Raw genomic sequence first — 22,311 nt, 5'->3', positions numbered from 1 at the left:
TATGAATGTAACGGGAGTCGTGCTGGCCGGTGGCAAGAGTCGGAGGATGGGGGAGGATAAGCGTTTTCTGACGGTCGGGGAGGAGACGTTACTGGCGCGAACCACCTCGGTTATGGCTCAGCTATTTTCTGAAGTGCTGGTGATTATTGCGCAGGATAGTCCGCCCCTCACCGTCTCGGGTTGCATCGTTCACAGAGATCTCATCGCAGATTGCGGGAGCCTGGGTGGCCTCTACACAGGTCTGGCACGGGCCACTGAGCCGCGCGTCTTTGTGGTGGCCTGTGATATGCCGTTTCTGAATCCAGACATGATCCAGTGGTTTGTTGACCGCGATCCAGCAGCTGACATTGTCATGGCCCGCCTGCCGGCCGGACTGCAGCCTCTTCATGCGCTCTATAGTAAACGGGCATTGCCGGTCCTTGAGCGCATGGCTATCACGCATGCCCTGAAGATTCAGCAGATCGCCTCGGAGCCATCGCTCCACACAACCGTCGTCTTGCCCGCTGAGTGGGGTGAACGGGACCCACGGGCCCAATCGTTTCAGAATGTGAACACGCCGGCCGATCTCGATGCGGCGAGAGCCGCGCTCCGTAACCGCTCGTTGCCTCAATAATGCCTGCTTCCCAGCGGACAATTCTGGTGATTCACCCCGGTGGGCTGGGTGATGTTCTGCTGTCGGTTGGTGCATTGACTGCCCTGCGGACCGCGTTTCCGCAGCACCGGATCATCTTGCTTGCCGGATCGGGCGTAGGAGATCTACTAGGCCTATGCGGGGTGATCGATCAATCTTTGCCGATGGAGTCGAGTCAGTTGAACGCGCTTTTCTCCGGAAGAGCGCAAATTTCAGATATGCAGCACGATCTCTTGAGGCACTGCGATCTTGCGGTTGGCTGGCTGAGTGATCACGATGGGTCGATCCGGCGTACACTGGGGGAACTTGGAATTCCACGTGTGATTCTGCAATCACCATCTTCAACAGAAGGTTCTCACCAAAGCGAGCGATTCATCCAAACTTTGCAGGGAGAATTTCCTGTCGGTGCGCTTCCCAGCATCCATCTCCATCTTCCTGACCAGGTACTGCGGGCGGGGATCGACGCACTCCATACTGCTGGGATCGAACAAGGGGCACCGTTGATCGCATGCCACCCGGGAAGTGGGAGCAGGCACAAGTGTGTGCGAGCGGATACGTGGGGCGCACTTCTTCGGGGCTGTCGGGCACGGCAGTTCACGCCTGTAGTGGTGTTAGGGCCCGCTGATGATCAAGCAGGGGAGGCCCTTCAGGCGCAGGATATTTCAGAAGTGCCAATTCTTCGCCCCGCGTCGATCGCACTACTCGCCGCAATTTTGGCGCAGGCGCAGGGGTATATCGGTCACGATTCTGGCGTGACCCATCTGGCTGCCTTGCTGGGTGTGCCGACGGTGGCGATGTTTGGGCCAACTGATGAACAGCGATGGGCTCCTCTCGGGGTGCAGGTGACGGTAGTGAGGGGAGAACGCTGCGCATGCGCGAACTGGGATGCGGTGCAGGCCTGCACGGAAAAGTCTTGCCTGAATATAACGGCGGATGAGGTCTTCAAGGCGCTCGATGCCGATGATTTCCGCTACCATCGGGTAACAAATTCCTGACGGCTCACCTTGTCACGCTATATGCCATATGCTACAGTGCAAAATTGTTTTTCTCTTTCTTCTCTAAGCACTTAGGAGATTTTGTGACGCAGGGGCTCGTGCAAGAACAGGTGGCGAATGCGGTTCAAGGAGCTCTCGCTGATGCCAAGGCCAAGGGACAATTGAAAATCGAGTCCTGGCCCACCGTCACCCTGGATGCCCCCAAGCGTCCGGAGTGGGGTGATCTCGCCACGACCGTGGCCATGTCTCTCGCCGCCTCAGAGAAACGCGCCCCCCATGACATTGCCAAAATCATTGCCGACAATCTGTTGACCCGTGATCAATTGTTCGAGCGGGTTGAGATTGTCCGGCCAGGCTTTCTCAACCTGACTGTGAAGCCTGGCATTTGGTTGGAAGTCTTGAGAGACATCGAGCGGAAGGGTGCGGCCTACGGCACGTCTGCAGTCGGAGTCGGGAAGCGCGTGCTGGTCGAATATGTCAGCGCCAATCCCACCGGGCCGTTGCACGTCGGTCATGGTCGAGGTGCTGCGGTTGGTCAAGCGTTGGCACGCCTGCTGAGAGCGGTCGGATACGACGTGGTCAGCGAATACTACATCAATGATGCCGGTCGGCAGATGAAGCTCCTGGGCGCTTCCGTGTATGCGCGGTTGCAGGAACTTGCCGGGACGCCCGTCACGTTTCCGGAAGAGGGTTACCACGGCGAGTATATCCGTCTTGCGGCCGAGCAGATTCAGGCATCCGATGGCGCAACGCTGGCGACGCTGTCTCTGACGGAGGCAGAGCAACGCTGCCGTGATCTGGCCTATCGGACCCTGCTCCAGCACATCCGTGAAGACCTGTCTCTGTTGGGCATTGAGTTTGAATCCTGGTTCAGTGAAGCCTCGCTGATCGAGTCCGGTGCCGTCGAGCGGTCCTTTACTGAGTTGAAGCAGCAGGATCTTCTGTTTGAAAATGAAGGCGCGTTGTGGTTTCGGTCGTCGAAGTTCGGTGATGAGAAAGATCGCGTGGTTCGTAAGCAGGATGGCGAGTGCACCTACCTGGCGTCCGACATCGCCTATCATCGAGACAAGCTCCAGCGAGGCTATGACCTTTTGATCGATGTCTGGGGAGCCGATCACCACGGATATATCCCGCGCATGCAGGCGGTGATACAGGCCTATGGGTATCCGAAAGAGCGGCTGCAGGTCGTGTTGGTGCAGCTTGTGAAGTTGCTGCGCGGCGGCGCCGAAGTCAAAATGTCGAAGCGCTCCGGTGAATTCATTACCATGCGTGAGGTAATCGACGAGGTAGGTGTCGATGCCGCCATGTTCTTTTTTCTCATGCGGGACTCGAACACACATCTGGATTTCGATTTAGAGCTGGCCAAGCAACGGTCATCGGATAATCCGGTCTACTACGTCCAATATGCCCATGCCAGGATTTCGAGCCTCTGGCGGGTGGCTGCGGCGCGTGGGATTGCCTGTCCGACGGCATCCGAAGCCGATCTGACCGTGCTGACCGATCCTGACGAGCTCGCCTTGATCCGGAAGCTCTCGATGTTCCCCGAAGTGCTGGAGGCCAGCGCGCTGGCGTTTGAGCCGCATCGCCTGACCTACTATCTTCAGCAGCTGGCGGCGCTGCTGCACACGTTTTACAACAAGCATCGGATTCTTCCTCCGGCGGCCGATTCGGAGACCGGTGACGCGCCGGTGGCGGAGGCCATTGCCCCCACGACGACGGCAGCCCGGTTGGTGTTGATGCGATCGGTGCAGCAAGTGGTAAAAAACGGATTAACCGTCTTGGGGATTTCAGCTCCCGAGCAGATGTAACGGAACGTCACCGCACCATGATGCAGTTCACGATCAGGCAGCAGGATCGACAGACCAAAGGGCGGCTGGGGCAACTCCGCACCGCCCGGGCCGTCATCGACACGCCTGCGTTCATGCCGGTCGGTTCATTGGGGCCGGTGAAAGGGCTGGAGCCGGAGGATCTTCACGATCTTGGGTTCAGGCTCATGCTGAACAATGCGTACCATCTTTATCTACGCCCCGGTCACAAAGTCGTCGCGGAGTTGGGCGGGTTGCATGCTTTTACGGGATGGCCGGGCGCGATTCTCACCGATAGCGGCGGGTTTCAGATTTTCAGCCTGGCGAAACTGTGCAAGATTACCGATGAGGGGGTGACGTTTCAGTCGCACATCGATGGCTCGACGCATTTCATCACGCCCGAAACGGCGATTGAAATCGAAGAGGCGCTCGGCGCCGACATCATCATGGCGTTCGATCAATGCGTCGCGCTGCCGGCATCGCGCGCGGCGATTCTGGAGGGCGTGCAGCGGACGACGGCGTGGGCGAAACGCTGTCAGGCGAGTCGGCGGCGGAACGATCAGGCGCTCTTCGGCATTGTCCAGGGCGGGCTGGAAGCGGACCTCAGGAGAATCTCGGCTCAAGAGCTGGTGGCGCTGGATTTTGAAGGCTATGCCATCGGCGGACTCTCCGTCGGAGAGAGCAAAGCCGACATGTATGCCATGCTGGATGTGACCGCTCCGGAATTGCCGGAAGCCAAGCCGCGCTATCTGATGGGGGTGGGTCTTCCGGAAGATCTCATCGAAGGGGTCGCTCGGGGAGTTGATCTCTTCGATTGCGTGGTGCCGTCCCGTCATGGGCGAACAGGATGGCTGTTTACCAGCTTCGGGCGGGTTTCCATCAAGCAGGCGCAATACAAGCAAGACGAGCGGCCGATCGATCCGGACTGCGGCTGCTCGGTGTGCAAGCGCTATTCGCGGGCCTATCTGCATCACCTGTTCAACGTGAAGGAAATGCTCGGCGCGCGGCTGAATACGATTCACAACCTTTGGTACTTTGCCGATTTGATGCAACGGGTGCGCTCGTCGATCGAGCGGGGGACATTTCTCACAATGCGCGAGGAGTTTTATCGCGCGCGGGCGGAAGCCGAGCGGGTCGGCGGCGCGACGGCAGTCGCTGCGCAGGAACCGCGGGCCGGCCTCGACTAGGTAAGGGGAGCCAGATTTATGATGATGGTTGGAATGGTGTCGGTGGCATGGGCGGAAGGTCTTGGGGGCGGCGGGAGCACATCGAGTTCGCTGCTTTCGTTGGTGCCGTTTGTCCTGATTTTTGTGATTTTTTATTTCCTGCTGATCCTGCCGCAACAGAAGCGGCAAAAGCAGCAGAAAGCGATGCTCGAGGATCTGAAAAAAGGCGATAAGGTCATCACTGCGTCGGGCTTCTGGGGAACGATTACCAATCTCGGCAAAGAGACGGTGACGCTGCAGATTGCCGACAATACCAAGGTCAAGATTCAGAAAGAGCATATTGCGAGAATACGGGCGGAAGACGACGACAAAGAGTAGTCGGACGACGGTAATCACAAGAGGATGCTCAAACAGGCTGCCCGGCAAGGCTGCGGCAAGCGAAGAGGCGAGGCGTAGGCGGCGGTACGGTGAGTCTCTGAGCACGGCGAGAACGATGCCTGTGGGCTGTTTCAGGATCCTGCAAGAGAGGGTGGCGGAGACATGAAAAAAGTTGGTGGACGGTTTGCGTTACTTGCGTTGGTCATTGTGCTGTCGGTGGTGTTCTTTTTGCCGTCGTACAAGCCTCTATACCAGGCCTTGCCCGACTGGGCGCGAACGATTTTGCCGGATAAGGGTATCACGCTGGGGCTGGACCTCCAGGGCGGCATTCACATGGTGATGGAGGTCGATGAAGACCGGGCCGTCGAGATTGCCGTCGAGCGATCGGTGAACTCCCTGCAGGACATGTTGGTCGACAAGAAGCTGCCGGCAGAATCGGTGAAACGGACGGCGTCGAATCAAATCACCATTCAGTTTGCCAATGCCGAGTTGAAGGCGCAGATCCAGAAGCTCTCGGAAGAGTATCCCACCTTCTTTGAAGTCGAGGCCGTCGGATCGGCGAACAGCCTCGTCTGGGAGTTACGCGAGGCGGAGATCAAGCGGATCAAGGATTCGGCGATCAATCAGGCGCTCGAAACGATCCGGAACCGGATCGACCAGTTCGGCGTGTCTGAGCCGCTGGTGCAGCGCCAAGGCTTGAAGCAGATTGTCGTGCAGTTGCCGGGTGTCAAAGAACCGAAGCGGGCGAAGGACCTCATTAAGGAAACGGCCTTGCTCGAGTTCAAGATGCTCGACGAAGACAATATGATGAAGATGGACTTCCCTGCCCGTATCCCGAAGGAAAAAGAAGCCGAGGTCTTGGCGCAGTTCCAGGGCAAGGTGCCGGAAGGCGATCAGATCCTGTTCGAGCACCAACTCGACAAAGAGACCGGACGTGAATTCCGCACGCCGTACCTGGTCAAGAAGCGAGTCATGCTTACCGGCGATGTGTTGAGCGATGCGCGAGTCTCGATCGGAGAGTTCAACGACCCCTATGTCTCCATCACGTTCGATGCCAAAGGCGGACGGGAGTTTGAACGGATCACCGGAGAGAACATCAAGAAGCGCATGGCCGTTGTGCTCGACAACACGATCTATTCCGCTCCCGTGATTCAGGACCGGATCTCCGGTGGCCGGGCTCAGATTACCGGGACGTTCAGCACGCAGGAAGCCAACGATCTGGCCATCGTCCTGCGGGCCGGTGCGCTTCCGGCTCCATTGAAGATCATTCAAGATCTCACCGTCGGGCCGTCGCTCGGCCAGGACTCCATCGATCAGGGGGTGAAATCCACGCTCATCGCCGGAGCGCTGGTGGTGGTGTTCATGATTGTGTATTACCGGCTGTCCGGGGTGATCGCCGATTTCGCCTTGCTGCTGAACCTGGTCTGTCTGCTCGGCGCGCTGTCGGCGCTGAATGCGACGCTGACTCTGCCGGGCATCGCGGGGATCGTGCTGACCATCGGTATGGGCGTGGACTCCAATGTGCTGATTTTTGAGCGCATTCGCGAAGAATTGCGCGCCGGGAAAGCCGTGCGACTGGCGGTGGATGGCGGCTATGACAAGGCCCTGCTCACGATCATCGACGCGCACGTCACGACCTTGATCACCGGCGTGGCCCTGTTCTTGTTCGGCACCGGGCCGATCAAGGGATTTGCCGTCACGTTGTGCTTGGGGATCGCGATCAATCTGTTCACGGCCTTTGTCGGAACCAAGGTCGTGTTTGACCTGCTGAACCAAGGAAAGAAAGTGGATACGCTCAGCATCTAACCGTGACGCTGGTAGCGGAGACTGAAAGCTGAACGCGACGAAAAGGGAGTGAGCATGTTAGAGATTCTTGGGAAAACGAATTTTGATTTTATGGGCAAACGCAAGCTGTCCTTTGCGTTCTCGGGCGTCATGGTATTGCTCGGGCTCATTGCGATCGTGCAGATCGCGCGGGGCGCGGCCAATCTTGGTATCGACTTCGCCGGCGGCACAGCCGTGCAACTGAAGTTCGAGCAGGCCATCCACATCGATGAAGCGCGAAAAGCGCTGGAGTCGAACGGGGTCGGTGACGCGGAGCTGCAGGAATTCGGGCAGGACAACAAATTGCTCGTCCGCGTGAAAGCCTCGACGACGATCGAGGAGAAAACGGCGGAACGGGTCATGGCGATCTTTACCAAGGAGTTCCCGAACAACAAGTTTACGGTGGACTCTTCGACCGAGATCGGACCGACCATCGGGAAGAAGCTCCAGGAAGATGCGCTCATTGCGGTCGTCATCTCCTTTGCCGGCATCATTATGTACGTCGCGGCCCGGTTTGAGTTGCGGTTCGGTGTCGCGGCGGCCCTGGCCACGTTCCATGATGTGCTGGCCGTGCTGGGCGCGTTTTATCTGCTGGATAAAGAAATCACGCTGCTGGTCGTAACGGCGCTGTTGACCCTGGCTGGATACTCGTTAACCGACACTGTCGTGGTGTTCGACCGGATTCGAGAGAATTTGAAATCGCGGCGGCGTGATTCCGAAGAGACGACGATCAACACGGCCATCAATCAGGTCCTCAGCCGGACGATCGTCACGAGTTTAACGGTGGTCATTGTGCTGGTTCCCTTGACCGTGGCCGGCGGCGAAGTCTTGCATGATTTTTCGCTCGCCCTCCTGGGCGGCGTCATTTTCGGGACCTACTCCTCGGTGTTCGTGGCCAGTCCATTGCTCCTGCTCTGGCCAGGCACGAGCGGACAGATGATGAAACGGAACTAGCGGGGACGGGCGCGCGCTCGTCCCTCACGCGTGCGCCGGTTGGCGCGCGGGCGTGAAGCGCTCGGTTTCCGGATGCCGTCGGTTTCTATCCGCAGGTTGCTTGGGGCGTCCGCATGAAACTCTGGAGTCGGTCTCACAGTCTCCAGCAGAAAATCATCACGGCCATCGTGATGGTGGGCCTGCTGCCACTCAGCCTCTCTCTCCTGCTCAGCTACGTGGAAGAACGGCGGGCGCTCCGCGAGGCCATCGGCGCCAACTTCAAAGAAGTGGCGGTTGAGGCCTCGCGCCGCACTGAAATGCATGTGACGCGCGGGATCAATGAAGCCCAGCAGCTCGGGGCGACCCCGTTTCTCCGCACCGCCGTGACCGAATCGAACCGTACCTACGAGGGTAAGGACGAGCGCGCGATCGATGCCATGATCAAAGATTGGCAACAGCGCTGGCGCCAGCGCGATACGCGCAGCGAGTTCCCGCTGTTCATCAACCGCATCGTCACGAACTATCTCATCCGCTGGCACGATATTCGGAAGTCCGACTATGTGGGCATTCTGGTTACGGACGCCCGCGGCGCCCTCGTCGTCAGTTCTATTCCTCAGGTGGAGTACTTCTACGGCAAGACGTCTTGGTGGACGGCGGTGGTGAAGTCGCAAGTGTCTCGTCCGTATGTCAGCGATATCGCATTCGATCCGGCCTTCGGGACGCACGTGGTGGTGGTGGCGGTTCCGATCATTGAGGACGGCGGCCAGGGAGTCATCGGCGCCGTGACCATTCTGCTCCGGCGGGATACGCTGTTCCATTCGATCGGAGAAGTGTCGATTGGCTCATCCGGCCACGCGATGCTGTTCAATTCCGACGGGGTCTCACTGATATGTCCGGTGTTGTCGCCGGAAGAGCACACGGTCACGCCGGAGTTTGTGAAGACCATCGTGCAGGACAAGGCTGGCTGGGCCATCGCACCCGACGATTCCCATGGCAGCCACAATGCTTTGATCGGATTCGCTCCGGTGCGGTTCAGCGAACCCTTGGCGCCCGGCAGTATGGGCGGCAAGCAGTGGGTGACGGTCATTCGGCAGGACCCGGAAGAGACCTACGCGCCGCTGACGCGCCTGGTTGTTCGGGTGTTACTGTACGGCGCCTTGGTGTTCGCGGTGCTGGTCGGTACCGGTTTGATCGTGGCCCGGCGGATCGCTCGGCCGATCAAGATCTTGCATGATGGCGTGCTGGAGATCGCCAGCGGCCGGCTTGATCAAACGTTGCAGATCCGCACCGGCGATGAAATCGAACACCTGGCCGGGGCCTTCAACCAGATGGCCGCCAATCTGAAATTGTCGTTTACGCAAATCGAACAGCGGATGCTCGAGGTGCACCGGTTAGAAGAAAAGTACCGGGACCTGATCGAGCACTCTCCGGAAATGATTTATCAGCTGGATCGGGTAGGGCGGTTTGTCCATATGAACCAGACCGGGTTGGAGAAGCTCGGGTATAGTCTCGATGAGATGTTGACGATGCGGCTCTGGGACGTGGCGCCGCCGGACCAGGCCGGTCACATCCTGAGCTATCTTGAGCGGCTTATGGTCAAGGGCCGCAATGCGATTGAAACGATCTTTCTCGCGAAGGATGGCCGCCAGATCGATGTGGAAATTCATGCCACGGCGTTGTTCGATCAGGAGGGGGGCGGCATCGTCCACACCCGCGCGTTCGTCCGAGACGTCACCGAGCGGCATCAGCTGGAGCGGCAGCTTCAGCAATATACGAGCAAGCTTGAAACGGCCGTCTCCGAGCGGACACAGGAGTTGGTGGCCTCGCAAGCACGCTACAAGGCGCTCTTCGACCTCGTGGCCGACTCCGTCTTCATGGTGGATCGTGACGGGACCGTGGTAGCGGTCAATCATCGGGAAGAGCAGGCGCTGGGGTACTCGGAGGCGTCGGTGATTGGCCGCAGTATTTTCGATATTGCCTTACCCGCGTTTCGCGAGGGGGTCCGTGCGTTGTTGATGGAATTGGCCGGAGGGCAGCGGCAGGTCCCGACCCACGAAATCGCCGTGCGTACGGCCGCCGGGGTCGAGACGCCGGTGGAAATGGATCTGATTCGCACCGGCGCCGCCGAAGCTCCGTTGATCATGGTTCAGCTCCGCGACATCACGGACCGGAAGCGGATGGAGCAACAACTGCGGTCCTATCGGGATGAACTGGAAGTGAAGGTGCGGGAGCGCACAAAGGAAATCGAAGAGACACAGCACTATCTAGAGAACCTGCTCGAAAATGCGAACGATGTGATCTATACCCTGGACACGGAGCAGCGCTTTACTTACGTCAACAGCAAGATTGAATCCTGGGGTTATCGGAAAGACGATCTCATCGGCCGACCGTATCTGGCCTTGTTGTCCAAGCGGCATCGGGGTCGGCGGCTCAAGAGTACGCTCGATATCGGCGCCAAGCAGGTGTACGAGGTGGAAGTGGTGACCCGCACGGGCGAAGTCCGGTCTGTTATGGTGAGTGTGTCGCCGTTGCATGGGGTGGACGGGGAGATTCTCGGTGTGCTCGGGATCGCCCGCGATATGACCGACACGAAGAAGCTGGAGCAGCAAATCAGGAATTCAGAGAAGCTGGCCTCCGTCGGCAAGCTCGCGGCGGGAGTGGCCCATGAGATCAACAATCCGCTGGGCGGCATCTTGAACTGCCTTTACAATCTCGCGAAGGGGACGATCGCACCAGCCCGGCGTGAGGAATACCTAGCGTCGATGGAAGACGGATTGCATCGCGTGCAGAAGATCGTTCGGCAGTTGTTGGATTTCTCTCAGCAGCACCAGCCTGAATTTGCGCCGGCCGACATCAATACGGTGATCGAGCGGGTGTTGGTGCTGACGAATCATTTGTTCGTGCCGAACCGGATTGTGCTCGAGTCCGCGCTCGGCCATGGATTGCCGGCGGTCATGATCGACCGGCATATGATCGAGCAAGTCTTGATGAATCTGATTTTGAACGCCGTGCAAGCGATGAAAGAGGGCGGAGTTCTCTCGATCAGGACCTGGGTCGAAGAGGGGATTTGTCTGGTGGAAATTCGAGATACCGGATCCGGCATTCCGGCGGCGGTTCTGCCGAAGATTTTCGATCCGTTCTTCACGACCAAGCGCGAAGGCGAAGGGACGGGGTTGGGTTTGTCGGTGAGTCTTGGGATTGTTGAACGGCATGGAGGCAAGATTCTTGTGGATAGTGAAGTCGGCAAAGGCACCGTGTTTACACTCTGGCTGCCCGTCTCCCGCGAGCGGCAGCCGGCGGAGCGGGTTTCATGACGCCATTCACGATGGTGATGGTCGATGACCAACCGTTGATGCGCCTGCCCATCGTCGAGGCCCGGTGGGTGCTCGTCGTGCATGAGCGGCAGCCGGTGGAGCGAGGGGCATGATGGCTCTTACGATTTTGATTGTCGATGATGAGCCATTGATGCGCCTGTCCATCGTCGATGCCTTGGAAGCGGTCGGCCATGATGTCTGCGCCGCCGCCACCGGAACCGAAGGGATCGAAGAGGCGCGCCGACGGGAATACGATCTCGTGATCACCGATCTTCGACTGCCGGGCGCCGATGGCCTGGCGGTGTTGAAGGCGGCCAAAGAGGCGCGGGCGCAGACCGAAGTGGTGGTGATTACGGCGCACGGCTCCGTCGAAACTGCCGTGGGTGCGATGAAGCTCGGTGCCTTCGACTACATTACCAAGCCGTTCAAAATGGATGAGCTGTTGCTGATTGTCGAACGCGCGGGGACGGTGGTTGCGCTGCGCAAAGAGAATCAGGATCTGAAAGAGATCTTGGAGGATAAGTTCAGCTTCGGCGGCATTCTCGGATCCAATACGAAGATGCGGGCCGTGCTGGATAAGATCAAGACGGTGGCGGCCACGGATTCTACCGTATTAATCCTGGGTGAAAGCGGCACAGGAAAAGAACTGGCGGCCAATGCCGTGCATCAGAACAGCCCGCGTCGTGACTACCCTTTGATCAAAGTGAGTTGTGCGGCTCTTCCGGAATCGCTGTTGGAGGCGGAGCTCTTCGGGCATGAGAAGGGTGCGTTCACCGGCGCGTTGCGTCAGCGGCGGGGCCGGTTCGAAATGGCCAATCGCGGCACCTTATTCCTGGATGAAATCGGAGAGATCTCGCCGGTCGTCCAGGTCAAACTGCTGCGTGTCCTTCAGGAGCGGAAGTTCGAACGGGTCGGGAGTAACCAGACGATCGATGTGGATGTGCGGCTGGTTTGTGCGACGCAGAAAGACTTGCGGAAAGAGGTGGCGGCGGGCCGCTTCCGAGAGGATCTGTTTTACCGTTTGAATGTCGTTCAGGTGGTGATTCCACCGTTGCGTGCGCGGCAGGAAGATATCAGCATCATCGCCGATCATGTGTTGCAGACCTGCTCAACTAAGATGAACAAGAAGCTGCGCGGATTTTCACAGCCGGCGCGAGAGCTGCTGATTCGCTATTCCTATCCGGGTAATGTGCGCGAGCTGGAGAATATGGTCGAGCGTGCGGTGGCGTTGGGCCGTGATCGGGAGCCGATTCAGCCGTCCGATCTGTGCGGCTTTCAGGCCTGCCCCTATCAGGGCGGGGAACCGCAAGAGTCCTGCGGATTTTGCAATGAGGGCCTGACCGGAAAGCCCAAGAAGAAAGAGCTGTCGCTCACCGCGCTCTCGACGGCCCGAGAAGCATTTGAGAAAGAGTACATCCTCTCTGTTTTTGAACGGGTGGAGGGGAGTCGCACCACCGCATCGAAAATCCTCGGTTTGTCCCGCAAAGCCTTGTGGGAAAAGTGCAAACGCTACGGCATCCCCTCGGCGAGGGACGAGGGAGAAGAAGAATAGATAATGCCCGCGCTGTCCCATCTCTTCTCTCTTCCCGTCCCATCCCATCTGTGATCCTGAAAGGAACGGTATGAAACCAGGGTATCGTCTCGTCATTGTCGATAAAGCCGGCGTGTTGGTGTCTGAATTTCAGCTGACAGAGGCGGCCCTGGCTCAGCCGGAAGCCTTTGTCTCTGCGTTGAAGCAGGCAGTTGAGGATGTGGAAGAGGAAGAGGTCTGAGGCTAATCTGGGGGTGAGAATACTATTGAAGGGGCTGTTGTCAGCCGGCCTCACGCGGCCGGCTGACGAGCAACTGCTAGATTTACTCGGTCGGTTCGGCTCCGCCTTCCCATAGCTTGATCGTGCGATCCCAGGAGGCGCTGGCGAGCCGTTTGCCGTCCGGGGAAAACGTAATTTGGCGGACGCCGGCAGTATGGCCCTTCACTGTTTTGAAGTGCCGACCGGCGGCGATATCCCAGAACTTGATGGTGTTATCGTCCCCGGCACTCGCGAGCACTTTCCCGTCAGGGGAGATGGCCAGGGTTCTGACCCAGGCGGTGTGTCCATTCAGGCTCTTTTTCTCAATCAGCTTCGGCATTTCGAAGAACTTAATGGTTTTGTCGCGGCTGCCGGTGATGAGAGTTTTGCCGTCTGGCGTGAAGATCATGGCGCCGATCCAGTAGTCCATCGGTTTTTGGAATCCACCGTCATCTTCAATAAAGTAGCCGCGGGTTTCAGTGGAGTCATCGGCATCGCGCTGCCAGTGCCCGTCGTGCAAGACTTTTTCCTCGCCGCTCGGGAGTACTTCCCACAACTTAATTTTTCCGATGTCGGTGCCGCTCGCCAGGTGGATGCCGTCAGGCGAGAAGGCGACGCAGACAGACCAGTGGTGATCGTATTGGTCTTTGCCAAGGAGGGTCATCAATTCGGTGCCGGTGGTGACTTCCCAGATCTTGATGTCTTTATTGTGGCTCCCGCGCGCGAGCATGAGGCCGTCCGGCGAAAGGGAGAGGCTGCATACATTGTGATCGTACCGGGTGAACAGGAGCTTGGTCGGTTCGCCGGTCTTCGGATTCCACAGGCGAATCGTGCGATCTTCGCTCGCGGTGGCGAGGGTGAGTCCGTCCGGCGTAAAGACGATGGCGCGGATGTCGTTGGTATGGCCGCGGAGTGAGCGCAGGAGCCGGCCGGTTTCAATATCCCACATGCGCACCAGGCGTTCGGCTCCGCCGCTGGCCAGGGTCAGTCCATCCGGCGAGAAGGCGACGGCCCAGACGCCGTGGGAGTGTCCTCGAAAGGTTTTGATCTCCCGGCAATCGGTTTTCCAGTATTCGAGAAAGTCGATAGGCGGCGCCGGGGGCGTCGCTATCGGAGGGGTGCCGGGCAGGGAGGGTGTCATTGTGTGTTCAGGCATTGAGTGCTCCACTCACCGGGAGGGCTAGGGACCTCCCTTGATTGCAAATCGGCTTTTGGGGCCAGTATACTTCTCTCGTCAGCGCTGAGAGATCGTAAGAGATGCTTGGCGTTCAAGTCAAGGTGGCGCGGGGCGCCGTATTTCCCGCACAGGCGATTCCGGTGGTGTCAACGCACTGAGTGCTCGTCACATCCATTCTTTCGAGGCTTCCAATGGAAATCAGATTTCAACCCGCATTGCTGCAAGAGGTAATCGACTCCTTTGTGGAAAAGACGGAGCGCGAAGGCGATCCGACGTACTATAAGGAGTTTCATGAGCATGCCGATCCGATCTATGAGAAGTTTATGCTTGAGGATCGGGAAGGGGAATTTAAGAAGCTGTATCAGTATCTGTTCGGTACGTGGGGGTTCTCCGACATTATTCGGGATTCGTTCAACGAATATCCGCTCTTAAAGGATAAGGTCGGGATTGTGCTGGTGAAAGGCGTGCTGAAAGAGGATCAGGAAGGCGTCGACATTCTTCGCAAGTGGGGATCGGTCGAGCAGGATTTGGCCAAAGATTTTGAGGCCAAGGGCATGAAGGGTGTGGGTATTAAGCTGATCCCGCGACGGTTCTATGATCCCGCCTTGACCCGCTATTGCCGCCATGAACTGATGCACATCTCGGACATGCTCGATCCGGTGTTCGGATATGACCCTGATACGAAAGTCGGACAGAACTCCGGAGAAGAAACGTTGATTTTGCAGCGCTACCGCGTGCTGTGGAGTGTGAGCGTCGATAGCCGGTTGAGCGCGGCGGGTCGGGAGCCGATGCTGAGCAAAGAGGATCGGTTCAAGGAGTTTCGGTCGTGGTACCGGAAGATCGCGCCGCCCCAGTTGAAGTCGGTATTCGAAGGCCTTTGGCAGATCTCGTATTTCACCCATTCTGAGTTAATCGAAATGTCGACCGATACCTTGCGTGTGATGGATCGCGCGGTCGATGTGGAAGGGGGCGAGGTTCCAGAGACGGAAAATAAGGTTATGCTGATGCCGGGCTTTCCCTGCCCGCTCTGCCGCTTTCCAACCTATTCATGGGTGGAAGATATGGGCACCAAGCTGGAGCCCTATGTCTTGGACTTCATCCGCGAGAATCATCCCGGATGGGATATTGAGTACGGCGGCTGCGACCGGTGCGTGGAAGTTTACAAGTTGCGGGCTGACGGCGTCATGTAGGTGCAGAAATGATGAAAGCACCTACCAGCGTCGTTCTCGCATCGTTCAAGGCTTCTGCGTCCCGCGAGGGTGCACGTCGGACGTTCACTCGCTGCAGCTTCGTTGAATAGGCGTTTTGATTATCTGCTGACTCAACGAGCATCATGGCATCTAACCCTTCATATGGCCGGCGAGACTTTCTGAAAGATTCTGTGATGTCCGTCGCCAAGGCGGCGCAGGAGTTTTCCAAGCAGGTCGATGCTGTGCCTGAGGCGCCGGCTCCGGTTTTGCGGACGGATTGGCTGCGTCCGCCGGGGGCTGTAGAAGAAGTCTTGTTTCTGGATCGCTGCACGAAATGCGGCGACTGTATCAAGGCCTGCGATCCGGGTGCGATTGTCTGCCATGCCGGGGACGGCACCCCGGTGATTGTTGCCGACCAGGCGCCCTGCCTTTTGTGTGACGATCTTCCTTGCATTACTGCCTGTTCGACGGACGCATTGCGGCCGATCGATCGGATATCTGATCTTCGCCTCGGGGTGGCGCAGGTGTCTCAGCGGCTGTGCACGGCCGGTCAGGGGTGTCATGCTTGCGTCTCGAAGTGTCCTGTGGATGCCTTATCGATGGATTTTTCAACCATGCGGCTTGAGGTGTCCGCAGAGGGTTGTGTGGGTTGCGGCATGTGTGAACATATCTGTAATACCGTCAATGATCACGTGGCGATCCGCGTGATACCCGCGCGACAACTCGCCGGGCTCTGAGAGTTGATGGAAATTTAAATCAACTGTTCTGAAGCGGTGAATTGAAATGTCTAGAGGGAATAAATAAAAAGTAAACGGGCTGAAATCTATGGATTGAAGTCCGAGTTCTTGCTTGACATCCCTATGACCTTTACCTATCATACGCAGGCCCGTGATAGGTCAAGGTAGTGCTGGTTCTGAAGTTATGTGAGTTGTGAGGCCTGGGTTGATTCCCACATCCAGGAGACAATTGTCATGACGAGTAAACAATCGGTGCAGACTGCAACATCTACCGCTGCTGCCGTTATTCCTAATAATACCCCGACGATCAAAGATTCTCCCGCCGTTGAGCGAGCGCTCAATCGCAGCAAGTTATATCTCCTTGTTTCTTGGAGCCTTTTGTATCCTGAGGACGAGGAGTTTCTTGATTACTTGCAGTGCGGGGAGTTTGTCGAAGACGGTCGCGCGGCCTTGGATGCTCTCCAGGCAGCTCTGGATGCCAATCAGGGTGGAGATCGCGCCAAGCTGAAGCTGGCTGCTTTGAAAAAGCAGTTAGATAATGTCGAAAAGCTGGTGGCGTCAGAATGCGTCAACTGGCAGCTCAGCGATCTTCAATCGGAGCATCGGCGTGTATTCAGCAACGTGATCACGCTGGATTGTCCTCCCTATGAAACCCTCTTCGGTAACGATCACGTGTTTGCGCAATCCCATACCATGGGCGACATCGCCGGATTCTATAAGGCGTTCGGCGTCGAATTGTCGAAGGATATTCATGAGCGGCTCGACCATCTCAGTGTTGAGTTTGAGTTCATGCATTTCCTGGCCTACAAAGAGTCGTATTCCCGCTGCCATGACGGTGCCGACAAGACGCAGATCGTTGTGGACGCGCAGAAAAAATTTGTCAAAAATCACATCGGGCGATGGGTGCCGCTGTTTTGCCGGATGCTGACGAAAAAGTCTGATTCCGGACTGTTCAAGATCGTCGCGGACATGACTTCTGACTGGATTGAATTCGAGACCGCGTTCCTTGGCGTGACTCCGCAGCCCTATACGGAAACAGATTATCGTCCGGCGACCTTTAATTCGCCCGAAGGTCAGACGTACGAGTGTGGCGCGCAGGATCAGGGGAATGAGTTGAGCGTATTGTTGAACGAAGTCGGCGCGCAGTCCTTTCTAGATGTGAAGGACAAGGATAAGGACAAGGAGGAGGGCGGACCAGTCGGAACCGCGTAGGTTCCGAGCAATTATTTCTCGTTTTCTCGACGGTAGTTATACGGCAGTTATTTTGGGCGATGTTATTTAATCATTAATTTGAGAGGAGGGATTTGCTGTATGAGAGTTGTGCAGACGACCAACAAGAAATTGGTGTTTAGCATTCTGCTCTCTGCCCTCGTCGTCGGCGTCATGCTGACGATCGGGCAAGTGCCCTTGGCCGTCAGCCAGCCGGTGACGATCCCGGCGAAGGCAGTCAAGGGACCGATTCCCATGGATGGCGCCAACCCCTTGTGGGAGAGCGTCCCTGGTGTAATCGTTCCATTGAGCGGTCAGCTGATCACGACACCTATGCACCCGAACATTTCCGTCAAGTCGATGTTCGTGAAGGCGATGAGCAACGGTAAGGAGCTCGGCCTGCGTGTAGAGTGGAGCGATCAGACCAAGAATGACACAGCCATTGGTCCGCAGGATTTCCGCGACCAGGCTGCGATCATGTTCCCGGTGACCACATCAGGTGCGCCACCGTTCCAGTGCATGGGTCAGTCCGGCGGAACCACCAACATCTGGCGGTGGAACGCGGAATGGCAGAAGGATCTTGGTAAGGACAGCGCGGGTATGTGGGACGTGGACGATCAGTACCCAGGCATTTTCTGGGACTACTATTTCGAAGAGCCGGCCGGTGGCGTGACCTATCCTGATCGGATCGGTCGGAGCCTTGGACCATTCAATTCAGGTATCTGGTCCGGTAACATCATGTCAGACCCGACGCTCCGCGTGAGCTCGGTTGAAGACTTGAATGCCAACGGATTCAGCACCCTCACCACCCAGGCCCATCAGGATGTGCTCGGGAACGGTGTGTGGGAGCCGTCAGGCTCCGTCAAGGGTGGCGGTTACACTGGTCCGACCTGGCGCGTGGTTATCAAGCGCAGCCTGGAGACCAGCGATCCGAACGACACGCAGTTCAAGCCGGGAATGTCTGTGCCCATCGCCTTTGCAGTCTGGGATGGAAACAACATTGAGCGCAACGGTATGAAGGCGCTCTCCACTTGGTTCACGCTCAAGCTTCCGTGAGTGAAGCGGTCTCGCGAGAGACCATCGCTCATCGCTGAATGCGTTGAGGTAAAGTGAGAAAATGGCCCCGGGTCTGCGCTATGTGAATGGCGAATTGACCCGGGGCTTTTTCTTTTTGCGCGGGTGCTGCGGGCCCGTGAGGCAGGTCTCTCTCTATCTCGCAGAGTGTGCTACAGCAGGGTTGCAAATGAAGAAGACGGGAGTGTATAAACGGTGAGTGAAATCATTCGAAACTATCTGATTTTCCGAAGATATTAGAAAGTGGTTTCCATGAAAGTCTCGTTGTTGTTTCCGCCTACCTGGCATCCCTCTCAACCGTATCTCAGTCTTCCCTCTCTCACCGGATTTCTGCATCAGGGCGGCGTGAAAGACGTCTCTCAGCGGGATCTCGGAATTGAGCTGCTTGACCAACTGCTGACCCGCTCATTTGGAGCGGAGGTGCATGAGCAATTGCTCGCGAAGCAGCGGGAATTGGAGCGAAGTACGATCGGAGAGAGTGGCCCTGGAAGTCGTGAGCATGCCGCTAAGATTGCGGAGTCGCTCGACCGATTTCCCTATTTGATTGATCGCGTGGAGCTGGCCAAAGAGACGCTGCGCAGCGAGGCGTTTTACGACCTCGATGCCTACCGCGGCAGTCTCTTTATGATCGATAAATGGCTGGAGCTGGTGTCGTCGGTATATTTCCCAACCCGATTGACGGTTGTGGATAATCAGTTCAGCAATTATTCGATCTATTCCTCGAAAGATCTTATGAAGGTCATTCGAGATGAAGCTCAGAATCCCTATATCAGCCTATTCCGCGACAAATTTATTCCGTCCATCGTGAACGATCGTCCGGATCTGATCGGCGTGTCGATTACGGCCACGTCGCAGATTATTCCTGGCCTGACGCTATGCCGATTGATCAAGGAAGCAGCTCCGGACCTGCATATTACGATCGGGGGAAGCATCTTTACCCGCTTGGTCGATAATATTCGTCGTTGCCCGAGCCTGTTCGATATCACCGACGACATTGTGGTGTTTGAGGGAGAGACGGCGTTGCTGGAGCTGGTCAATCAGATGGCCGGCAAAAAAGATTTCAGCAAGGTGCCGAATCTAATCTATCGCCAGAATGGAAAAATCACGGTCAACCAGCCGTTCTACTCTGAGAATGTGAACCAGTTGCCGGCACCGAACTATGATGGGTTTCCGCTCGACAAATATCTCTCGCCGGAGCCGGTCTTGCCGGTTCAGTTTTCGCGCGGGTGCTACTACAAAGATTGCGCGTTCTGCGCCCTGACGCTTGATCACCAGAATTTTCGGCAGAAGGAGCCGGGCCGGACGATTGAAGAGCTGAAATGGCTCAAGCAGCGGTATGGGGCGCAGAATTTCTTTTTTACCGATGAATGTTTTGCGCTGGCTCCCACGAAGCGGCTTTGCCAGCAGATGACTGAGCAGAAGCTGGATATCAAGTGGACCTGTGAAATGCGGTTCGAAAAGAACCTCTCCCGCGAACTTCTGACGTCCATGCGTGACGCCGGTTGTCTCAAGATCGTGTTCGGCTTGGAGTCCTTCAATCAGCGCATTATGGATTTCATGAAGAAGGGCATCAAGCAAGAGTGGGTTCGGCGAATTGCCGACGACTGCGTGGACCTGGGCATTGCGGTGCACTGTTACATCATTGTCGGATTTCCCACGGAGAAGGAAGAAGAAGCGCTGGAAACGATGAATTTCATCGTGGAGAACAAGAAGCTGCACGAGTCGTTCGGATTCTCCTGCCAACCCTGCCTGTTCGATCTTGAAAAGGAAGCTCCGATCATGAGCGATCCTGGGGGATATGGGATACGCAGAATCATGCGGCCCTCTGCCGAAGATTTGAGTCTGGGATTCTTTTATGAGGTGCAAGAGGGGATGACGCCGGACGAGTCAGAGAAGCTCTATCAGCATGTGTATGAACGGGTGAGTGAAGTGGTGTGTGAATTGCCGTTCAATTACTCGATGGCGGACGGATTGCTCTATATCGCCCATGAAAAGGCGCAGCCCGTCGAAACGCCGTAGCCGGTCAGTGTGTCCGTGTATCCTCGGACGGTGGCAGCGGCCCGGCATTGACCCTGTTTTTTTGCGACAGCTATAATCAAACCCTTGCTGGTTGGAGTGTACGAGGGGCATGAAAAGCGCGACGATGAGTGATCGGATTTCAGGCCGGATCAGCGATTACGGCCCGATGTTCGAATATACGATCAAGCTCGTCCTGCTGACCTCATTCCTTGAGCTGGTGCTCTATCGTCTGGTCTCTCGGCTGGGAATGCATCTGAGCAAGATGGCGGTCGCGCATCCATGGATCACTCCGACCTTCACGACGCTTACGGAAATTGGAACCTGGCTGCTCAACATCGTGGCGATCCTCTTGTTCCTCTCGCTGGGGTTGACGATGGTCAATCGAAGCGCCGGCCAGGACGTGAGCCGGGCAACCAAGGTGGCGATGAGCTGTGTGGTGTTGCTGCTGCTCCTAACGGCGGCCTTCTTAGTGGTGCCTTCCGGCATGATCGGGTCGTTGATCTATAACGTCGTGGCATTTCTGGCGTTGACGTTATTCATGTTCGAGTATGTCTCGACGCAGCAGCAGCGGTCCCATCGGATTTTCGGGGTGACGTTTTACGTCGGTATTTCCGGGTGGCTCTACTATCAGATTCTTTCTACGGCCTACAGCGTGGCGAATACCGTGGCGGCACCGCCGTTCGTGTATGAGGCCCATCGAATCGGCGAAGCCTTGATGGTGCTGGCGAGTTTTCTGACGTTTGTGGCCTATGGGCAGGGGCTTTCGCTCAAGACGAAAAACCGCGTTCAGCGGAGCCGGGCAATCTGGTTCTGGGCGACGACGGGGACGATCTTCACCACCCTCATCTTTACCGATTATCTGCTCGGCTTGTATGATCCGGCCTTGGCATCAGGGGTTCGGCAAGCCTCCCAGGGGATCGGGTGGATTTTCCAGTTCGGCATGGGCTATACCTTCTATCTGCCCTTTGCCATTTACATGGGGGGGCTGCTCTGTTGGTCCTATACCGTCATTAAGCTGCTCAATATGGGACGGCTGGCGGGGTATGGGATCGGCCTGATGTTTATCGCAGGATATGCGTTGCTCTTTTCCAATCTCACGCTGATGGTACTTTTAGGAGTGATGTTGCTCACGATGGATCGGGTCAGACCGGCGGTCTCGGAGTCTCCGGCGACCGCCACGAATACGCTTATGGGCTCTTCGGATGCCCTGGCAACCGAACAGGTATAATCACCGCAACTGACACAGGGGCATGTATGGACACAACGAACCCAAGCAATGAACCCACGCAAACGGCGACCGCGCTGGATCCTGGAGATCAACCGCTCTCACCCGACGAAGAAATCCTGGCGATCGAAAAATTGCTGGCGGAAGAGCCGGACGATTTCCAAGCCCGCTGCCGGTTGGGTGAATTGTACTTCAGCAAAGGGCGGATGGACGATGCCTTGGTCGAGGTCAAGAAGTCGATTGAAATGGCTGAGGGCTTGCGCGCCGAGATGAATCGCTCGCTCGCCATGTACTATTCGAATCTTGGGACCATCTACGCTACGAAGAACATGGCCGACGAAGCCGAGGCCGAATTCAAGCATGCGCTTGAAGTCTTCCCGCATGACATCCTTGCGTTGTTCAATCTGGGCCGGGTCTATGCGGATAAGAAGAAGTTCATGGAAGCCAAGGATTACTACGAGCGCCTGGTTGAGATGACCCCGGAAGATCCGATCGCCTGGTACAATCTCGCCAGCGTGTATGTGGAACTGGATAATCCCCTGGTGTCCGACTACAACACGATCGATATGGGCATCCAGTGTTACATGCGCACGCTCGAACTCGAGCCCACGCATCTGGAAGCCAGCTTCAAGTTGATGGAGATCGCGCTGAATCACAAGAAGTCCGACCTGGCGATCAAGGTGATGGAGAGCGCCGTCGAGAATAATCCCGACGAGCCGTTGGCGTACTACAATCTCATCAGCGTGTACGACAAGTGCAAAATGTTCGAGCAGGCGGAAGAAGCGCGGAAGCGGTTGAAAGAGCGGTTCGCCAAAAAGGCCAAAGAAAGTTCCGCATCCTGATT

At 57.0% G+C, this 22,311-nt stretch carries 18 protein-coding genes; 17 read left to right on the top strand and 1 reads right to left on the bottom strand.

The features are described 5' to 3' along the window. Nucleotide 1: 1 nt before the first annotated feature. The 10 genes from mobA (at nucleotide 2) to NITLEN_RS18165 (ending at nucleotide 12,818) form a co-directional block, all read left to right on the top strand. Nucleotides 2-613, top strand: a complete 612-nt coding sequence (gene mobA / locus NITLEN_RS12745; RefSeq protein WP_121989996.1) for a molybdenum cofactor guanylyltransferase — start codon at nucleotides 2-4, stop codon at nucleotides 611-613. 26 nt (nucleotides 614-639) lie between these two features. Then, nucleotides 640-1,626, top strand: a complete 987-nt coding sequence (locus NITLEN_RS12740; protein WP_181416848.1) for a glycosyltransferase family 9 protein — start codon at nucleotides 640-642, stop codon at nucleotides 1,624-1,626. An 83-nt stretch (nucleotides 1,627-1,709) separates the two neighbouring features. Next, entirely contained in the window at nucleotides 1,710-3,434 is a 1,725-nt protein-coding gene (argS, locus tag NITLEN_RS12735; RefSeq protein WP_121989994.1) for an arginine--tRNA ligase, read from the top strand. Nucleotides 3,435-3,451: 17 nt separating this feature from the next. Further along, nucleotides 3,452-4,618, top strand: a complete 1,167-nt coding sequence (tgt, locus tag NITLEN_RS12730; protein WP_121989993.1) for a tRNA guanosine(34) transglycosylase Tgt — start codon at nucleotides 3,452-3,454, stop codon at nucleotides 4,616-4,618. 18 nt (nucleotides 4,619-4,636) lie between these two features. Then, nucleotides 4,637-4,975, top strand: coding sequence for a preprotein translocase subunit YajC (yajC, locus tag NITLEN_RS12725; protein ID WP_245924459.1), 339 nt, complete (start codon nucleotides 4,637-4,639; stop codon nucleotides 4,973-4,975). Nucleotides 4,976-5,137: 162 nt separating this feature from the next. Continuing rightward, a complete protein-coding gene (gene secD / locus NITLEN_RS12720) occupies nucleotides 5,138-6,781 on the top strand; it encodes a protein translocase subunit SecD (protein WP_121989992.1) in 1,644 nt (547 codons plus the stop codon). Nucleotides 6,782-6,835: 54 nt separating this feature from the next. Further along, a complete protein-coding gene (gene secF, locus NITLEN_RS12715; protein ID WP_121989991.1) occupies nucleotides 6,836-7,753 on the top strand; it encodes a protein translocase subunit SecF in 918 nt (305 codons plus the stop codon). Between the two features lie 113 nt (nucleotides 7,754-7,866). After that, entirely contained in the window at nucleotides 7,867-11,046 is a 3,180-nt protein-coding gene (locus tag NITLEN_RS12710; RefSeq protein ID WP_121989990.1) for a PAS domain S-box protein, read from the top strand. 109 nt (nucleotides 11,047-11,155) lie between these two features. Then, complete coding sequence (locus NITLEN_RS12705; protein ID WP_121989989.1) at nucleotides 11,156-12,598, top strand: sigma-54-dependent transcriptional regulator; 1,443 nt, start codon at nucleotides 11,156-11,158, stop codon at nucleotides 12,596-12,598. 70 nt (nucleotides 12,599-12,668) lie between these two features. After that, nucleotides 12,669-12,818 (top strand): hypothetical protein, encoded by a 150-nt coding sequence (locus tag NITLEN_RS18165; RefSeq protein WP_181416847.1) that lies wholly within the window; start codon nucleotides 12,669-12,671, stop codon nucleotides 12,816-12,818. Nucleotides 12,819-12,900: 82 nt separating this feature from the next. Here the strand turns inward: NITLEN_RS18165 and NITLEN_RS12700 are convergent, their stop codons facing one another. Further along, on the bottom strand, nucleotides 12,901-13,992 hold the full coding sequence (locus tag NITLEN_RS12700) for a WD40 repeat domain-containing protein (RefSeq protein ID WP_121989988.1): 1,092 nt from the start codon (nucleotides 13,990-13,992) through the stop codon (nucleotides 12,901-12,903). 212 nt (nucleotides 13,993-14,204) lie between these two features. On the opposite strand from NITLEN_RS12700, the gene NITLEN_RS12695 reads away from it, so the two are divergent. The 7 genes from NITLEN_RS12695 (at nucleotide 14,205) to NITLEN_RS12665 (ending at nucleotide 22,309) form a co-directional block, all read left to right on the top strand. Then, a complete protein-coding gene (locus NITLEN_RS12695; protein ID WP_121989987.1) occupies nucleotides 14,205-15,203 on the top strand; it encodes an inorganic diphosphatase in 999 nt (332 codons plus the stop codon). Nucleotides 15,204-15,346: 143 nt separating this feature from the next. After that, nucleotides 15,347-15,940 carry a 4Fe-4S dicluster domain-containing protein gene (locus NITLEN_RS12690; RefSeq protein WP_121989986.1) on the top strand — a complete coding sequence of 198 codons (594 nt, stop codon included), beginning with the start codon at nucleotides 15,347-15,349 and terminating at the stop codon, nucleotides 15,938-15,940. Between the two features lie 234 nt (nucleotides 15,941-16,174). Then, nucleotides 16,175-17,152, top strand: coding sequence for a TorD/DmsD family molecular chaperone (locus tag NITLEN_RS12685; protein ID WP_121989985.1), 978 nt, complete (start codon nucleotides 16,175-16,177; stop codon nucleotides 17,150-17,152). A gap of 99 nt (nucleotides 17,153-17,251) precedes the next feature. Next, nucleotides 17,252-18,205, top strand: a complete 954-nt coding sequence (locus tag NITLEN_RS12680) for an ethylbenzene dehydrogenase-related protein (RefSeq protein WP_121989984.1) — start codon at nucleotides 17,252-17,254, stop codon at nucleotides 18,203-18,205. Between the two features lie 270 nt (nucleotides 18,206-18,475). After that, a complete protein-coding gene (locus NITLEN_RS12675) occupies nucleotides 18,476-20,242 on the top strand; it encodes a B12-binding domain-containing radical SAM protein (protein ID WP_121989983.1) in 1,767 nt (588 codons plus the stop codon). Nucleotides 20,243-20,351: 109 nt separating this feature from the next. After that, nucleotides 20,352-21,470: a hypothetical protein gene (locus NITLEN_RS12670; RefSeq protein ID WP_121989982.1), complete on the top strand. Its 1,119-nt coding sequence runs from the start codon at nucleotides 20,352-20,354 to the stop codon at nucleotides 21,468-21,470. A gap of 26 nt (nucleotides 21,471-21,496) precedes the next feature. Beyond that, on the top strand, nucleotides 21,497-22,309 hold the full coding sequence (locus NITLEN_RS12665; RefSeq protein ID WP_121989981.1) for a tetratricopeptide repeat protein: 813 nt from the start codon (nucleotides 21,497-21,499) through the stop codon (nucleotides 22,307-22,309). The last annotated feature ends 2 nt before the right edge of the window (nucleotides 22,310-22,311 follow it).

This window comes from Nitrospira lenta, assembly GCF_900403705.1.
GTDB classification, from domain to species: domain Bacteria; phylum Nitrospirota; class Nitrospiria; order Nitrospirales; family Nitrospiraceae; genus Nitrospira_D; species Nitrospira_D lenta.
This window is presented reverse-complemented; position numbering and strand designations above follow the sequence as displayed.

Coding starts and splice junctions, on each gene's coding strand:
- yajC (WP_245924459.1), top strand. CDS start 4,637: ATGATGATGGTTGGAATGGTGTCGGTGGCATGGGCGGAAGGTCTTGGG.
- NITLEN_RS12700 (WP_121989988.1), bottom strand. CDS start 13,992: ATGCCTGAACACACAATGACACCCTCCCTGCCCGGCACCCCTCCGATA.
- NITLEN_RS12695 (WP_121989987.1), top strand. CDS start 14,205: ATGGAAATCAGATTTCAACCCGCATTGCTGCAAGAGGTAATCGACTCC.
- tgt (WP_121989993.1), top strand. CDS start 3,452: ATGATGCAGTTCACGATCAGGCAGCAGGATCGACAGACCAAAGGGCGG.
- secF (WP_121989991.1), top strand. CDS start 6,836: ATGTTAGAGATTCTTGGGAAAACGAATTTTGATTTTATGGGCAAACGC.
- NITLEN_RS12685 (WP_121989985.1), top strand. CDS start 16,175: ATGACGAGTAAACAATCGGTGCAGACTGCAACATCTACCGCTGCTGCC.
- NITLEN_RS18165 (WP_181416847.1), top strand. CDS start 12,669: ATGAAACCAGGGTATCGTCTCGTCATTGTCGATAAAGCCGGCGTGTTG.
- NITLEN_RS12710 (WP_121989990.1), top strand. CDS start 7,867: ATGAAACTCTGGAGTCGGTCTCACAGTCTCCAGCAGAAAATCATCACG.
- NITLEN_RS12675 (WP_121989983.1), top strand. CDS start 18,476: ATGAAAGTCTCGTTGTTGTTTCCGCCTACCTGGCATCCCTCTCAACCG.
- NITLEN_RS12665 (WP_121989981.1), top strand. CDS start 21,497: ATGGACACAACGAACCCAAGCAATGAACCCACGCAAACGGCGACCGCG.
- NITLEN_RS12680 (WP_121989984.1), top strand. CDS start 17,252: ATGAGAGTTGTGCAGACGACCAACAAGAAATTGGTGTTTAGCATTCTG.
- mobA (WP_121989996.1), top strand. CDS start 2: ATGAATGTAACGGGAGTCGTGCTGGCCGGTGGCAAGAGTCGGAGGATG.
- secD (WP_121989992.1), top strand. CDS start 5,138: ATGAAAAAAGTTGGTGGACGGTTTGCGTTACTTGCGTTGGTCATTGTG.
- NITLEN_RS12690 (WP_121989986.1), top strand. CDS start 15,347: ATGGCATCTAACCCTTCATATGGCCGGCGAGACTTTCTGAAAGATTCT.
- NITLEN_RS12705 (WP_121989989.1), top strand. CDS start 11,156: ATGATGGCTCTTACGATTTTGATTGTCGATGATGAGCCATTGATGCGC.
- NITLEN_RS12670 (WP_121989982.1), top strand. CDS start 20,352: ATGAAAAGCGCGACGATGAGTGATCGGATTTCAGGCCGGATCAGCGAT.